Genomic DNA, 15,083 nt, shown 5'->3' with positions numbered 1-15,083 from the left:
CTTGCAAATGCCGCGCCCGGAAACCATTCGTGCCATGCTGCTGCCCGGAGCCCGTCTCGCCAGGGCCCGCGTGCCGGAAGTCGTGGAGCTTATCCGCGCGGAACCTAAGCGCATTGCAAGTCTCATCGAATGCCTATGGGACGACGATGCCGGCGTAGCCAACCGCGCCGCCGACGTGCTGGAGCGGGTAACAGTGAAGGAACCAAAGCTGCTCCAGCGGTATAAAGAACCTCTGCTGGGCCTGCTGGCCGAGGCCGCTGAAAACAAGCTGTGCTGGAATCTCGCGCTGACTATCCCGCGCATGGCGCTTACTCCCGCCGAGTGCCGCCGCGCCGCGCAAAGTCTGCACCGTTATCTCGAAGACAAAAGCTCCATTGTCCGCACGGCTGCGCTGCATGGACTGGCGGACCTCGCCCTGCAGGACACAGCCTCGCAGCCTGCCGTGCTGGATTTGCTCCGCGTGACGGGCCGCTCCGGAACCGCCGCCATGCGAGCCCGCAGCCGCATCCTGCTCAAAAAGCTGGAAAAGGCTGCCACCATCCAGCAGAAAAAATAGCGAGCAAATTTTTAGCTCATGCGTATACTTGGGGCGTGAACTTGCACGGAATCCCCATTCCCGCAATCCCTCCGCAGGAACTGCTCGCGTTGCTGGTGGCAGTTTCTTTCGCCGCCGGACTCAACGTGTACGCCACCGTGGCCACGCTTGGCCTGCTGGCGCATACGCACTGGCTGGCGCTGCCCGCGTCGCTGCAACTGCTCGGCAACTGGTGGATTATCGGCGCATCCGTGCTGCTCTTCGGCGTAGAGTTCTTCGCGGACAAGGTTCCGGCTTTTGACTTGGTCTGGAACGCGCTGCACACTTTTATCCGCGTGCCGGTCGCGGCCCTGTTGGCGTATCAGGCCAGCTCCGGGCTTTCTCCCATGGAGCAGGCGGCAGCCGCAGCCATCGGCGGAACCATCGCTCTGGCCGCGCACAGCGGCAAAACCGCTGCCCGCGCCGCCGTCACGCCTTCGCCGGAGCCGTTTTCCAACATCGCTCTCAGCACGGCGGAAGATGCAGGTTCCATCGGTCTGACGTGGCTGGCCACGGCGCATCCCTACGTTGCCGGCGGAATCGCTCTGGCGGGCGTTGTGGTGGTCGTTCTACTTATAGGGCTGGTCTGGAAGGCACTCAAGAGCCTCTTTCGCGGCGCCGAGCAGGTTTTTGCCATTAAGCCGGCGCAGTGAAATCTGCACTCCCCGGCTGATACACTGAGCTATCTGGTGAGATTCAGAGGGGAGAAACGCCCGAAAAGCCATGGTGCAACTGCTGCCATCCATTCTTTCTGCTGATTTTGCGCGGCTTGCCGACGAGGTTGCCGCAGCCGAGCGCGGTGGTGGAACCGTCGTCCATGTCGATGTGATGGACGGCCATTTCGTGCCCAATATCACTCTCGGTCCGCCGGTGGTCGCCAGTCTGCGCAAGCACACCAAGCTGCCGCTCGACTGCCACCTGATGATCGAGAATCCCGACGAATTCATCCCGGCCTTTGCCGACGCGGGCGCCAACTGGGTCAGCGTGCATTACGAGGCCTGCCGCCATCTGCACCGCACGCTGGAGCTGATTGCCCAGCACGGCATGCAGCCCGCGGTGGTGCTCAACCCGGCCACCCGCGTCGAGCTGATTCTCGACATTCTGCCGATGGTGCATCACGTCCTCATCATGAGCGTGAACCCCGGCTTTGGCGGCCAGAAGTTCATCGAGTTCTCGCTGGACAAAATCCGCAAGCTCGTGGAGCTGCGGAAAGAACTGGGTCTGGCATTTAAAATCGAAGTGGACGGCGGCGTGGCTCACGATACCATCGAGCGGGTCGTCCAAGCGGGTGCGGAGCTACTCGTGGCAGGCAATGCCGTCTTTGGCAAAGGCAAGGCTGAAGAGGATGCCCGTGAGTTGCTGGCTGCTGCTCGCAAAGCTGCAGGCGAATAAGTTTTTACGTTTCCCCCGGTGCGAAACAAGTCCGCATGGAACTGGATGGAATCGGGCGAAGGCGAAAAGAATCCTTCGCCGTCAATGAGGTGTTATGAACAGTTTTTCCTCGAAGATTACCGCGGCCGCCCTGGCCGCCCTGCTCATTCCGGGCACGCTGGCGTTTGCTCGTGAAAAGCAGCCCAAGAAAAAGAAGAACCAGGATCTGAGCGCCAATCCGCTGGCGAATGTGAACTCGAGGCAGCCCGATAAGGAGCTCTTCGACAAGGCGATGACGGCGCTCAAGAAGGGCAAGTTTGACGTGGCGCGGCTCGACCTGCAGACCATGCTGAATACCTACCCCGATTCCGAGTACCGCATGCGCGCCAAGCTGGCCGTCGGCGACACCTGGTTCAAGGAAGGCGGCACGGCTGCCCTTACGCAGGCCGAGGCCGAGTACAAGGACTTCATCACCTTCTTCCCGGACGCGCCGGAAGCTGCCGAAGCGCAGATGAAGGTGGGCGACATCTACTACCAGCAGATGGAAAAGCCCGACCGCGACTTTACCAACGCTCTCGAAGCCGAAAAGTCCTATCGGGCGATGATTAACATGTTCCCCGACTCCACGCTCATTCCGCGTGCCAAGCAGCGCCTGCGCAATGTGCAGGAAGTTCTCGGCGAGCGTGAAACGCAGATTGGCCTCTTCTACCAGAGCCACAACAACTACTCTGCTTCAATCGCCCGCCTGCAGACGGTTGTGGACGCCTATCCGCTCTACTCCAAGAGCGACCTGGCCCTGCTGACGATTGGCGATGCCTACGCCGGTCAGGCAAAGGCTATCCAGATGGCTCCCGGCCTGCCCGGAGCCATGCGTGAGCGCCTTGCCGCCGTGTACAACGACAAGGCAGCCGCAGCTTATGCCAAGGTGATTACCCGCTATCCCATGGCGCCCCGCGTGGAAGACGCCCGCGACCGCCTGGTGGCGATGAACCGCCCCGTTCCCGAGCCTACGCAGGAAGCGATTGCGGAAAGCGATGCCGAAGAGCGCAGCCGTCAACCAGTTCGCTTTACTGACCGCGCCTTTGACGTGATTCGCCACGGCCCAACGACGGTGGAAGCCTCGCACGTTGGCGAGCCGGACATGGAAGCTCCCAAGCGCACGCTTGCTCCGGATATCACCAAGGAAAACATCAAGATTTACACGGAAGCGGTAAACGCCAACCGTCCGCCGGCTCCCGCAGCCGCGCCGACTGGCGTCAACGAGCCGCCGCGCAGCGACGCTCCTTCCGCTGCTCCGCTGCAGGGCAACGCGCCCGGAGGCACGGGCGTAGGGGTTGAGGTTGTGAATGCTCCTTCCGGCGCAGCAGCCGACCCCAACGCGCTTGTTCCCGCAGTGGCCAAGCCTACGGACCCCAATGCGATTCCGGCTGCCGAAGCGCCTGCCGCTGCTCCTGACCAGATCAACGAAATCAGGCCCGGCACAGCACAGCAGACCAACATCGCTCCCGGAGCCCAGAACTCGAAGGAGAAGAAGCCCAAGGCCGACCTGAGCGACGAATCTTCGAGCAAGAAGAAAAAGAAGAAGGGACTCTCCAAGCTGAATCCCTTCTAATGTAAGGGACTATAAGAACCCAAAACGGGCTGCGTTGCACAGGCAAACGCAGCCCGTTTTGTTATGGAGCGGGTTTATCCTGTTAACTGAACATTATGGAATGGAAGAGCAGCCGTATTGATGCCCTGTTGGAGCAGGCACTGGTGGAAGACAAAGCCGCCGGCGACCTGACCACGAATCTCACCATCGACCCCAACCTGCGCGCAACGGCCTCCATTCTGGCCAAGCAGGACCTAGTTGTCTGCGGCCTTGGCGCCGTGCCGCGTTTTCTGGAAATCTTTGCGCGCCTTGACCATCGCCCGGAGGCGCAGACGCGCTTTGAAGTCGTCAGCCATCCGGAGATTTTTGACGGCGTGCGCGTCAAAGCCGGACAGGTGCTTGCCGTCATTCGCCACAACGCCCGCGTGCTGTTGAGCTGCGAGCGCGTGATTCTCAATCTAGTTCAGCACCTCAGCGGCATCGCCACCAACACGCGCCGTTATGTGGATGCCATCAAGGGCACCAATGCCCGCGTGCTCGACACGCGCAAAACCGTGCCTGGCCTGCGTGCTCTTGAAAAGTACGCCGTGCTCTGTGGTGGCGGAACCAATCACCGCCTCGATCTCGCCAGCGGAATCCTCATCAAGAACAACCACATCTCGCTCGGCGGCGGCCTGCGCACGGCGCTTGCCAACGCGCTGGAAAAGCGGCAAGGCTCGCAGCGCGTGCAGGTAGAGGTACGCACCAATAGCGAGCTGGAAGAAGCCCTCGAAGGCGGCGCGGAAGCTATTCTGCTCGACAACATGACGCCGAAGGAAGTGAAGAACTGCGTAGACCGCATCAAGCAGCGTAGTTCGGAAATCGAGAAGAGCTGGATTCCCACCGAAGCCTCCGGCGGCATTGTGCTGGAAAACATCCGCGCCTATGCTGAAGCCGGTGTCGATTTCATCAGCGTCGGCGCGCTCACGCACTCCGCCATTGCCGCGGATATTTCCATGAGCATTGTCGCGGAGTAGGACCACACATGTACGATCTCTCCGCGCTTGAAACCGCACTCGGCAGCACCATTTACACAGGCAAGCTGCATTTCACGCCCGTCACCGGCTCCACAAACACTGATGCGCTGGAAGCCGCGCGCGCCGGCGCTCCACACGGTTCCGTCTTCTTCACGGATGAGCAAACCGCGGGCCGTGGCCGTGGCGACCACGCATGGCTTTCAGCCTCCGCACAGGGCGTCTATGTCAGCGTGCTGCTGCGCCCGGAGATTCCCGCCGTGCGCCTGCCGCTGCTTCCGCTTGCTGCCGGTCTCGCAGCCGCAGAGGCCATTGCAGAAGCCAGCGGACTCACTGCCGACCTGCGCTGGCCGAACGATCTGCTTCTCGGCGAGCGCAAAACCGGCGGCATCCTTGCCGAAGCTCAAACCGATGCAGGCATGGTGAGCTACGCGGTTGTCGGCATCGGCATCAACGTGCACCAGGGCCGCTTTGCGCCAGACCTTGCCACTCCCGCAACCTCGCTCGATCTCGAATCAGGCCGCGTCATCAGCCGTCAGGCGTTGCTTATCGCCCTGCTAGAATCGCTGGAGCAGGAGACGCTGGCGCTGCGTGGAGCAGCCGAAGCAAAGACGATTCCCCTGCGCGTTGGAATGGCCTCCACATGGGTGCGCGGACGCCGCGTGGAAGTGCATGGGCCGCAGGCCTGCACCGGCGTTACCGAAGGCCTGGACGACAACGGCTTTCTTCTCGTGCGCACAGCCGATGGCCTGATGCGCGTACAGACCGGCGGCATTCGCGCCGCATAATTTACCTATCCGCCAAGGTGGAGATCACGGAATGCTGCTGACTCTGGATGTGGGCAACACGAACACGGTGCTTGGGCTCTATCGCATGGATGGCGAAAAGCCCGGCGAGATGGCTGCGCACTGGCGCGTTACCACGCATCGCACGCAGACCTCCGATGAGTACGGCGTGCTCTTCGTGAACCTCTTTAACATGAGCGGTCTCAGCGTGGACTCCGTCAAGCACATCATCATCTCCTCCGTTGTGCCGCCTGTGGAAACCACGCTGCGTCGCGTCTGCGAGCGCTACTTCCATCTGCACCCGCTCTTCGTCGAGCCCGGTATCAAGACCGGAATGCCCGTGCTGGTCGATAATCCCGCCGAGCTTGGCGCGGACCGTCTCGTCAACTCCATCGCGGCCTTCGAGCGCTACGGCGGCCCTTGCATCATCGTGGATTTCGGCACAGCCACCACGTTCGATGTTGTCTCGGCCAAAGGCGAATACCTCGGCGGCTCCATCGCTCCCGGCCTCGGCATCAGCGCCGACGCGCTCTTCGCACGCGCCGCCCGCCTTGGCCGCGTAGACATCAAGCGCCCCGCAAAGGTCATCGGCACCAACACCGTAACGCACCTGCAGACCGGCTTGTATTACGGCTACATCGGCCTTGTCGATGGCATTATCGAGCGCACCATTGCCGAGCTTGGAGCGCAGCCGCGCGTTATTGCGACAGGCGGCCTCGCACGCCAGATCAGCGAAGACTCGCGTTACATTCATGAGATTGATGACATGCTCACGCTCGACGGATTGAAGATTCTCTTCGAGCGCAACCGCTCAGCGCGTCCCCGCACGCGCCCGCACTGAGGCGAAATCTATGGTTGGTAAAGTGGAGGAAGCGCTCATTTCGCATATTCAGAAAGTGCAAAGGGCATGTACTGAGCGGCAAGCCTTGCATATCAATCAACTTTTTACAGATTCACCGGGAGAGTATGGAGGGGTTGCATATTTTGCGGTGTGCCCGGACAACATAGCAAAAGAGCTTTATTCCTTCCTTGACGAGAAGTTAGAGGAGTTCTGGCGTCAACACGGCCTCCGTTTCCGTGAATAAATTTGCGGATAGGAGTTTGGCAGTGCGGAACTACTTCAACTACTTCACCGAAATTGAGGAGCGCTTCCAGCAGCGTCGCGGCTCCTTGCTTCTGCTCTCTACGCTGGATTGGGCGCTAATCGAAACATGGCGCGATGCCGGTGTGCCGCTGGAAGCCGTGCTGCGCGGCATTGACACGGCCTTCGATAAATACGACGAGCGCAAGCAGCGTGCCAACATGCGCAAGGTCAATGGCCTCGCATGGTGCGCGCAAGCCGTCATGGAAGCTGCGGAAGAATTGCAGGAAGCCTCTTCCGGCACAAGCACTGCGTCCTTTGAATCACCAGAAGCCGAAACCGGCTTTGAACGCGAACGCGTTGCCGCACATCTTGAATCCGCCGCCGCAGCACTGCAGGCAACGCCAATCGCGCAAGAGTCTGCAACAGCCACAGCAACGCGTCTGCAGGAACTCGCAACCGAGCTTCGCGCAAACACCGGCAAGCCGCTCGATACAGAAGCACTCGAACGCACGCTTACGGTGCTGGAAGAAAAACTCTTCGCTTCGCTCATCGCAGCCGCACCAGAAGATTTGCTCGTAAAGTTAAAGGAGCAGGCAGCACGCGAACTAGCTCCGTATCGCAGCAAGATGAACGTCACGCAGTTGCGCCAGGTAGAGCATCAGTTCGTACAAAAGCAATTGCTCGCACATTACAACCTCCCGCGCCTCAGCCTTTTCTACATGAGTCAGCTATGAAGCCGCGCAAATCGCAATCCCGCAAACCCAAAGACCGGATGCCCCCGGTCCCTCGCACGTGGGGACCGGGGAAGGATTCGCGGGCAGCTTTGGCCCCTGTTTTGGGGCCAGGAATGGACGCTGTTTCGCATCTCGTGCAAATCGAAAAGCCCATCTATGGCGGCTCATTCCTCGCCCGCGACGCAGGCAAAGCCATCTTCGTCCCCTTCGCGCTTCCCGGCGAAGAGGCCCGCATCCGCATCGTAGAAGACAAAAGCAAGCGCGGATTCGCAACCGCTTCCGTAGAAGAAATCATCACGCCAGTCCCGGAGCGAATCGCCCCCGCATGCCCGCACTTCGGCTCCTGCGGCGGCTGCAACTATCAACACGCAGACTATGCCGCGCAGCTTCGCTACAAGCAAGCCATTCTGAGCGAAACCTTCGAGCGCAGCAGTGTCACGCCGCCGGAACAAATCGACACGCTATCCGCCGAAGCATGGGGCTACCGCAACCGCATCCGCCTCGCGCTGGATGCGCAGGGAAGGCCCGGTTATCGCGCCCACGCCTCGCACAGCATCATCCCCATCGAGACCTGCCCCATTGCCGCGCCGCTTCTCGTCAAATCCGCTCTCGCAATCGCAAAACACCTGCGCACAATACAGCCAAAGCCGCGCATCAATGAGATAGTTCTCTTCACAAACTTCAACGAAACCGAACTTCTCATCAGCATTCTTCTTGCCGCACCCGCAAAACTAAGCCTCGAACCCCTCGCAACCGCACTCCAACAAGAAATCCCCGCACTCACCGGCATAGAGCTGGCAGCAGAAAGCCGCGCCCCGCAACCGCCGCGCATCCTCGCGCAGTGGGGCGCAAAGTCACTCACATACAGCGTCGCCGGATTCAACTATCGCGTCGATAACGGCGCATTCTTCCAGGTCAATCGCTTCCTCCTCGACAAACTCGTCGAGTGCGTCATCACCAATCAGCGCGGCTCGCTCGCATGGGACCTCTTCGCCGGAGTCGGTCTCTTCTCCCGCCAGCTCGCATCGCAATTCAATCACGTCAAGGCCGTAGAAATAGCGCCTCTCGCCATCAAAGCTCTTGAAGCAAACCTCGCCGGAACTTCAAGTGAAGCCATCCGCGCTACCACGCTGGACTTCCTGCGCCGCAAGCACAGCGGCCCGCGCCCTGACCTCGTCATCGTTGACCCGCCCCGCGCCGGACTCGGCGCAGAAGTCACTGCCGCACTCGCGAAAGTCGCTGCGCCGTCGCTCATCTACGTCTCCTGCGATCCCACCACGCTAGCTCGCGACCTGCGCACGCTTCTCGCCTCCGGCTACACCATCGAGTCGGCCGCTCTAGCCGACCTCTTCCCGCAAACATTTCATCTGGAATCCATCCTCCATCTGCGCCATTCCTAACGCATTCCTGACACATCTCTGATACGCTCATAGCCAGAGATCCCATTCATCCTCACGATGCGCCCGGAAACCCCTACCTCCGGCAGGCCGTCCATGTTGCCGCTCTTCCACGCGGCCTGGCTCTTTGCGTCTGGAATTGCACTCAGCCACGCGCTCTGGTTCCGCCCCGCCCTGCTCTTCACTGGCGTTCTAACAATGCTCGCCATCTGCGCAGCAACAGCATGGCTGGCACTGCGCCTTCGTTGGCTGCCCCTTGCTGCGCTGTGGATGTTGCTAGGCCTCTTCTGCGCAGAGATGCAGCCCGCGCCCTCTCCCGCGCCGGCACTGCAGCGCGCATCAGACGGATTGCTGCGCAGTGTGGAAGGCGTTGTTATCGATGCAGGTTTATTGCGTAGTGATGCCGAACAAGCGCAATCCCTCTATACTTCTGCAATAGAATCGCAATCGCAGCGCATTGACCTGCAAGTCAGCTCGCTGGAAATCCTCAGCGACACGGAAGACGCACAGCAGCCCGCCGACGGCAACGTACGCCTCACCGTTCACTGGCCCAGCGAGCCCGCACAAGCCCCGCAAATCTTCCATTGCGGCGAGCGCATCCGCGCGCTCGTGCGCCTCTATCAGCCGGAAGTCTATCGCGACCCCGGCGCGTGGAACCGTTCGGAGTATCTGTTGGAGCAGGGAATCACTTCCACTTCCTCTGTGCATATCGAGCGCATCGACCGCCTCGGCGCATCATCGGGACACTTCTACAAATGCCGCTTGAGCGAATGGCAGCACGCCTCGGCAGCGCGCCTGTTAGCGCTGCCCGCAGCGATGCAGAAATTTCCACCCGCATTGCAACTAAGCCAGGAAGACGCCATCATGCTCGCCGCCATGATTACCGGCGACCGCACCATGCTTTCGTCTTCATTGCGCGCAGGTTTTGAGCGAACAGGCTCCTTCCACATGCTTGTCGTCTCCGGCCTGCACCTCACCTTCATCGCGGGCCTCGTCTTCTGGCTCGCACGCAAACTTCGCATTCCGCGCACACCCGCCACACTCATCACCATCGCCATTGCATGCTCGTATGCACTGCTCACGGGCTTTGCAACGCCCATACAGCGCGCACTCTGCATGGCGAGCCTTTATTTAATTGGCAGGCTCTTCTTCCGCGAACGGGGCGCGCTCAACACAATAGGCTTTGCTGCGCTTGTAATGCTGTGCGTCAGCCCCCGCAGCCTTTTTGAAGCAAGCTTCCAGATGACGCTGCTGGCGGTCGTGGCAATTGGCGGCATTGCCGCGCCCATGCTGGACGCCACCATCGGGCCATACCTCCACGCAATGAAGAACCTGCGCCGCATTGCTATCGATAACAAGCTGGAGCCTCGCCTCGCGCAGCATCGCGTAATTCTGCGCATGCTCGCCGCGCGCTTGCAAAAAGCATTCGGAAAATGGATTGGCTGGACGCTGTTTCCATGGGCCGTGCACGCCATCCTGCGCATAGCCGAACTGCTTGCCGTCACAGCCATTGTCGAACTCGCAATGACTCTGCCGATGGCCATATATTTCCATCGCATCACGATCTTTGCGTTGCCAGTCAACCTGCTGATCGTGCCGCTGCTCACCGTGCTGCTTCCGCCCGCGCTTCTCACGTGGGCGCTGCTATTTATCTCACCGTCCATCGCTGCAATTTCCGCGGCAGCAACCGCCTTCCTCCTGCATATCGGCGTAAGCATTGTGCATCTCTTCGGTTCGTTCTCGCTGGGAGATTGGCGCATCAGCACGCCGCTCTCCTGGCAAATCGCCGCATACTGCACGCTGCTTGCAGCCGCGTTGGTGCTGGCTGCAAAAGGCCGCTGGCCGCGTCGTGCCGCATGGGTTGCACTTGTGTGCGCCGCTCTCGCTGTCGCAACTCCGCGAGCAATCGACCATCCCGCCAATGCTCTTCTCATGGAAGCAATCGACGTAGGCCAGGGCGACTCGCTCCTGCTCATCACGCCGGACGGAAAGACGCTGCTCATCGATGGCGGTGGTTTTGGCGGTGGCCTGTCGCAAGCAAAACAACCCTTCGATGTCGGCGAGGAAATCGTATCGCAGGCACTGTGGGCACGCGGCATTCGCCATCTTGACGCAGTCGCGTTAAGCCACGCGCACGCCGATCACATGAGCGGCCTGCCCGCCATACTACGCAACTTCCATCCCGATGAGCTATGGGTTGGCAGCAATCCTCAATGGCCAGATTATGAGGTCCTGTTGAGCGAAGCACGTACCCTGCACACAACCATCCGCGCATTCCATGCCGGAGATTCTTTACAACTCGGCAGCGCACAGATTCGCGTCTTAGCTCCAACCGCCGGATATCAACCAGGCCCCGAGCCGTCCAACAACGATTCCCTCGTTCTTCGCGTTGCCTACGGGGAAGCCTCGGTACTGCTCGAAGGCGATGCGGAAGGCCCAGTAGAGCAGGCGATGTTATCGGAGCCTAACCTTGCCAGCACGCTGCTCAAAGTGGGCCATCATGGCAGCAACACGTCTACGCATCCTGAGTTTCTTGCACGCGTTGCACCCAAGTGGGCCGTCATCTCATGCGGATTGCAAAACCATTATGGCCACCCGCGTGAAGAGGTTCTGGAAGAACTGCAAGACGCAGGCGTACACACCTTCAGTACCGATCTTCACGGTGCAACCTGCTTCGCACTCGACGGCAAACAAGTCACCGCGCAAAGCAATTGTGGATTGCATCCCGGCTATTAAGGCTCCGGTTCCGGCTCGTTCTTAAAGCGCAGCCGCAGGCCAAAATCAATCTGCCGCGGACGGTAGAAGTCTGTCGCATTCACATTCAACGGCTGCCCAAACTCCGTGGTCCCGGTCGTCAACCCGGTCAAAAAGTTCAGCGTCGGCAGTCCGCCGGAAGAACTCCCCGGCTCAACGTAATAGCCCACCGTTTCAATCTCCGTTACGTTCTGGTGATTGAAAAGATTAAAGCTCTCCGCCATCAACTGCAGCTCGCCAACATGCGGCAGATTCACGCGTTTCCCAAGCCGCACATCCGCCTTCCACGTCCCCGGATAACGATACGTATTGCGACCAATTCCATACAGCCGATTGTCGCCGCCATATCCATTCATCCCCGGCCCAAGCCCGGCAATCACGCCGCTGCCGTTCACAAATTCTTCGGGAATCGAGCCCGCCGTGCGCATGGTAAATGGCAATCCGCTGCGATAATGCCCCGTGCTCGCAAGGCTCCAGCCATTCGCAAGCCAGCCGCTCATGCCGGTCAGCTTCCATGGCGACTGCCACATCACAATGCCTGACGCCGAATGCCGCATATCAAGGCTGCTCGTCCCATATTCCTGCCGAAAGTCCGTCGGGTCCAGTACACTCGCCCGCAAAATCTGCGTGCTCTCATTCGGATTCCAATCCAGCGCATGCGCATAGACATACATCAGGTGAAAGCTGAAACCCGCCTGCGCCGAGCGCGAAAGCCGCACCGTTCCTGCCTCATACGTGGAGTTCGCCCTGCTCACAAGCTGCGTAATCTGCTGGTAGCCCGGATTCAGCCTGCCATTCAAACCTGCCTGCACTGGTTGCGACGCAAAGAACGGCACCGTCACCTGCGGAGTCTTAATCGGCCCCGCGCCCAGCGCATCCACTACGTTATAAGTAATCGTGTCCGCAGCCGTCAGCGGCTCGTAGTTCGTGTCCACCGTGACTGGCAGCCTGCGCGCCAAACTCGCCACGCCGCTTACGCGCAGTTGCAGACGCCCCGGCAGATTCTCTTCCAAGCTTGCCACCGCCTGGTGAATCTCCGGATTACGAAACTGCTCGCCAAACTCCACCGCACCCGGCTTGACGAAAGTATTCGGCTCTCCCGCCAGCACATACGGAAACGGCGGCGCGCCTCCCGTGCCGCCCTGCAGATTATCCGTAGGCCGCAGAAAGAAATTCAAATCGCCATTCAGCGAACCCGTCTGCGTCAGCGCGGACTGCAAAACAGAGTTCGGCGTGCGGCCAAAGTACATGCCATATCCAAGCTGCAGCACCGGCCAGCGGCTCTCGCGCACACCCCACGCCAGCCCCACACGCGGGCTCCACTCATTGCCCAGCACCGGCGACCTCTGCGTCAACGGCAGGTCAGGATTATTCACCATCGCAATCGGCGGCGGAATCTGTTCCCGCTCCCACCGCAACGCGGCAGAAAGCACCAGCGTCTTCGCCGGCTGCCACTGCGTCGTCACAAATCCGGCCAGGTCATTCGTGCTCACCTTCCACTCCGTCGGCCCCAGCGTCTGCGAGTACCACGAGTAGCACGGCAGATATCCCAGTCCATGCAACTGCCCATTCGCATCGCGCCATGCCTTGCCGCGCTCGTCGCAGTTGTGTTGTTGCAGCGGGTTCAGCTCGCCGCTGATTCCATACTTCTCAAAGACCAGTGCATCCGCCGCAAAATTCTCCACACGCGAGTAGTGATAGGTGCCCGTGTGATTACGCAGCAAGCTCATCGCGTCGTCATTATGGCGCAAATCAAAACCAGCCTTTACCAGCAATTTCCCGTGAATCCAGTCCACACCCTCCTGCGCCTCATAGCTGTGCTCGTCCGGATAACTGCCCGCGCCAAACCACGCAGGATTGCCAATCGTAAACCCATAACGTGAGTCCACAACCATCTGCGGCAACTGCCCCCACGCATTGTTCTTCAGGAACGGAGCCTCAAAATCTGAAGGCGTGCCCGCAGGCCGTGCCACAATCTGCCGCCCGGCAGAAACCTGCGTAACCGCCAGCAGGTTCGGCGTAAGAAATGCTTCCCACCGCGCCAGCAGCCACGCATCGCTCGTGCGGCGCGCACCAAAGCTGTGGCTGCCGTAACTCTCTTCTGCGCGAGTCAGCCCGCCTCCCGGCGCGTCGGTATGCGCAACGCTGCCCTCAACCGTAAAGCGGTGCCGTTCCGCAGCCGCCCAGTCAATACGCGCAAAGCCCGCCCAGTGCGTAGACGTGCGCGGAGCAGGCCCCAGCAGCCCCGCAAGCGACTCCAGCATCTTCGAGTAAGCCGCCAGCCCTTCCCCAACCGGATTCGCACTAGGCAACGCTAGCCTCGCGCTCAACACCTGCATCTCATCATTCGCAGGCTGCGCAAAAAAATCTTCCGGATGCTTCACCGCGGCCACGCTCGGGTTATTGCGCTCGCTGCCCTGCAGAGACGCAAACCAGTTCATCCGCAGATGCCGTAGTGGTCCACCCACGCCCGCACTCCATATCGTTTCGCGATCGTCAGGAGTATACGGAGCCCCAGCAAACACCGGCACCGTTGTGCCAGTTGCTGGAGCCGTTTCCTGCACCCACTGTGAAAACGGATTCTGCGCGCCCCACAGATTCTGCCGTGTAAACAGCGATGCCTCCGCGTGCAGTTGCTTGCCGCCGCTGCGAGTTTCCACATGCGTCTGCCCATCGTTTGCAGCCGTCACCACATGCACGGCAGAATCATTCGCTCCCGTGCCCGCCAGTGATTCTCCCGCAGCCCGGCTCATTCCCCGCCCGTTAAAGGCCAGGCTACGATCCGCGCCATCCACAGCAATCGCACCTTCGCGACGCGTATTCTCACCCGGCTCCGCGCCTTCTGTGCCATTTGCCTGGTTGCCAGATGGCACCTTACCCGGCAAAAACTCCTGCCAGTTCCTCCCCGCCACCGGCAACGAGCGTACTTCCTCGCCCGTTAGCGAAAGGCTAGCCGTAGAAATCGGCGTACTATCCGTTGCAGGAGCCTCCACCGCAGCATTGGCGCGCAAAATCTCCTGCGCAACATTCAGGTTTGCAATCTGCGCATGCGCCTTCACAATGGCCGCATCCATCTCCGGAGCAAGCTCCGCATCCACAGGCTCAGCCGCAATATCCAAAGCCAGCGCAGGCTCCAGCGCACCCATCATCATTGGCACCCCCGGAGTCATCAGCGTGCGCGGCACCTTCGCCACCTGCATCGTGCGCGGCCCCGGCTCAGCCGCCGCCATCACTGCCGCAGGAGCCTGCGCGGCCCACACAGGAACCAACTGCACCGCCGCCTGCACGCGCTGCTCAAATCCGGCGGTAACCTCAATCCCTTCCAGCCGCCCTTGCCCCAACTGCGGGCTCACCGCCAGCAGCGTGTACTCCCCCGGAGCAAGCCCAGCAAAGCGGTATGCTCCATTTTTTGCCGTAGTAGCGCGCACTTCCGCCCCGGTCAGCGTATTGCGCAGCGTCACGGCCACACCGCCCAGCGGCTTGGAATACAAATCCGTAAGCTTTCCGGCCACGGCTCCGCTCACGCCCGTCTGGGCACCGGCCAAAGCCGCGCCCAGCAGCGCTAAAACCGCCAGACATCGCACACGCACACGTCGAGTTGCTGCCATTCACCACCTGCAAATGGCGGACCCGGGAGAAAGCGCACAGCTAGACTGTTCCTCTGGCTGCCCTCACGCAGCAGCTCCGGAAACAACTTTTTGGGAATTTGCAGCCATTTTATCTCATCCAGATATCCGGTAAACTGAAGAGACGGCATTTTCGTTCTGAAACCGGCAGTAG

Annotated in this window: 12 protein-coding genes; 11 read left to right on the top strand and 1 reads right to left on the bottom strand. The window is 60.5% G+C overall.

The genetic code is table 11. The annotated features are described in order from the left end of the window. The first annotated feature begins 7 nt into the window (after window positions 1-7). The 11 genes from AC5S3R_RS07770 to AC5S3R_RS07720 all read left to right on the top strand — a co-directional run bounded on the left by AC5S3R_RS07770 (window position 8) and on the right by AC5S3R_RS07720 (window position 11,285). Complete coding sequence (locus AC5S3R_RS07770; RefSeq protein ID WP_494266450.1) at window positions 8-556, top strand: hypothetical protein; 549 nt, start codon at window positions 8-10, stop codon at window positions 554-556. Window positions 557-591: 35 nt separating this feature from the next. Then, window positions 592-1,227 (top strand): DUF4126 domain-containing protein, encoded by a 636-nt coding sequence (locus AC5S3R_RS07765; protein WP_494266449.1) that lies wholly within the window; start codon window positions 592-594, stop codon window positions 1,225-1,227. A 70-nt stretch (window positions 1,228-1,297) separates the two neighbouring features. After that, complete coding sequence (gene rpe, locus AC5S3R_RS07760; RefSeq protein ID WP_494266448.1) at window positions 1,298-1,966, top strand: ribulose-phosphate 3-epimerase; 669 nt, start codon at window positions 1,298-1,300, stop codon at window positions 1,964-1,966. A 94-nt stretch (window positions 1,967-2,060) separates the two neighbouring features. Then, a complete protein-coding gene (gene bamD, locus AC5S3R_RS07755) occupies window positions 2,061-3,557 on the top strand; it encodes an outer membrane protein assembly factor BamD (RefSeq protein WP_494266447.1) in 1,497 nt (498 codons plus the stop codon). Window positions 3,558-3,652: 95 nt separating this feature from the next. Continuing rightward, on the top strand, window positions 3,653-4,552 hold the full coding sequence (gene nadC, locus AC5S3R_RS07750; RefSeq protein WP_494266446.1) for a carboxylating nicotinate-nucleotide diphosphorylase: 900 nt from the start codon (window positions 3,653-3,655) through the stop codon (window positions 4,550-4,552). An 8-nt stretch (window positions 4,553-4,560) separates the two neighbouring features. Further along, window positions 4,561-5,337 (top strand): biotin--[acetyl-CoA-carboxylase] ligase, encoded by a 777-nt coding sequence (locus AC5S3R_RS07745; RefSeq protein ID WP_494266445.1) that lies wholly within the window; start codon window positions 4,561-4,563, stop codon window positions 5,335-5,337. Window positions 5,338-5,368: 31 nt separating this feature from the next. Beyond that, window positions 5,369-6,175 (top strand): type III pantothenate kinase, encoded by an 807-nt coding sequence (locus AC5S3R_RS07740; RefSeq protein ID WP_494266444.1) that lies wholly within the window; start codon window positions 5,369-5,371, stop codon window positions 6,173-6,175. Window positions 6,176-6,185: 10 nt separating this feature from the next. Then, window positions 6,186-6,419 (top strand): hypothetical protein, encoded by a 234-nt coding sequence (locus tag AC5S3R_RS07735; RefSeq protein ID WP_494266443.1) that lies wholly within the window; start codon window positions 6,186-6,188, stop codon window positions 6,417-6,419. Between the two features lie 22 nt (window positions 6,420-6,441). Continuing rightward, the gene (locus tag AC5S3R_RS07730) at window positions 6,442-7,152 is read left to right on the top strand and encodes a hypothetical protein (protein WP_494266529.1); all 711 of its coding nucleotides are present in this window, start codon (window positions 6,442-6,444) and stop codon (window positions 7,150-7,152) included. A gap of 113 nt (window positions 7,153-7,265) precedes the next feature. Next, window positions 7,266-8,552, top strand: coding sequence for a 23S rRNA (uracil(1939)-C(5))-methyltransferase RlmD (rlmD, locus tag AC5S3R_RS07725; RefSeq protein WP_494266442.1), 1,287 nt, complete (start codon window positions 7,266-7,268; stop codon window positions 8,550-8,552). A gap of 57 nt (window positions 8,553-8,609) precedes the next feature. Beyond that, on the top strand, window positions 8,610-11,285 hold the full coding sequence (locus AC5S3R_RS07720) for a ComEC/Rec2 family competence protein (protein WP_494266441.1): 2,676 nt from the start codon (window positions 8,610-8,612) through the stop codon (window positions 11,283-11,285). Here the strand turns inward: AC5S3R_RS07720 and AC5S3R_RS07715 are convergent. After that, on the bottom strand, window positions 11,282-14,911 hold the full coding sequence (locus tag AC5S3R_RS07715) for a carboxypeptidase-like regulatory domain-containing protein (RefSeq protein WP_494266440.1): 3,630 nt from the start codon (window positions 14,909-14,911) through the stop codon (window positions 11,282-11,284). The genes AC5S3R_RS07720 and AC5S3R_RS07715 overlap by 4 nt on opposite strands. Between the last annotated feature and the right edge of the window lie 172 nt (window positions 14,912-15,083).

This window comes from Occallatibacter sp. FHG110214_02 (assembly GCF_059115385.1).
Note: the sequence above shows the minus strand (reverse complement) of the source record. Positions and strands in the feature narration are given on the sequence as shown.

What these genes read in the sequence shown, in the direction of transcription:
- AC5S3R_RS07770 (WP_494266450.1), top strand. Translation starts at nt 8, where the DNA reads ATGCCGCGCCCGGAAACCATTCGTGCCATGCTGCTGCCCGGAGCCCGT.
- rpe (WP_494266448.1), top strand. Translation starts at nt 1,298, where the DNA reads ATGGTGCAACTGCTGCCATCCATTCTTTCTGCTGATTTTGCGCGGCTT.
- bamD (WP_494266447.1), top strand. Translation starts at nt 2,061, where the DNA reads ATGAACAGTTTTTCCTCGAAGATTACCGCGGCCGCCCTGGCCGCCCTG.
- nadC (WP_494266446.1), top strand. Translation starts at nt 3,653, where the DNA reads ATGGAATGGAAGAGCAGCCGTATTGATGCCCTGTTGGAGCAGGCACTG.
- AC5S3R_RS07745 (WP_494266445.1), top strand. Translation starts at nt 4,561, where the DNA reads ATGTACGATCTCTCCGCGCTTGAAACCGCACTCGGCAGCACCATTTAC.
- AC5S3R_RS07740 (WP_494266444.1), top strand. Translation starts at nt 5,369, where the DNA reads ATGCTGCTGACTCTGGATGTGGGCAACACGAACACGGTGCTTGGGCTC.
- AC5S3R_RS07735 (WP_494266443.1), top strand. Translation starts at nt 6,186, where the DNA reads ATGGTTGGTAAAGTGGAGGAAGCGCTCATTTCGCATATTCAGAAAGTG.
- rlmD (WP_494266442.1), top strand. Translation starts at nt 7,266, where the DNA reads ATGGACGCTGTTTCGCATCTCGTGCAAATCGAAAAGCCCATCTATGGC.
- AC5S3R_RS07720 (WP_494266441.1), top strand. Translation starts at nt 8,610, where the DNA reads ATGCGCCCGGAAACCCCTACCTCCGGCAGGCCGTCCATGTTGCCGCTC.
- AC5S3R_RS07715 (WP_494266440.1), bottom strand. Translation starts at nt 14,911, where the DNA reads ATGGCAGCAACTCGACGTGTGCGTGTGCGATGTCTGGCGGTTTTAGCG.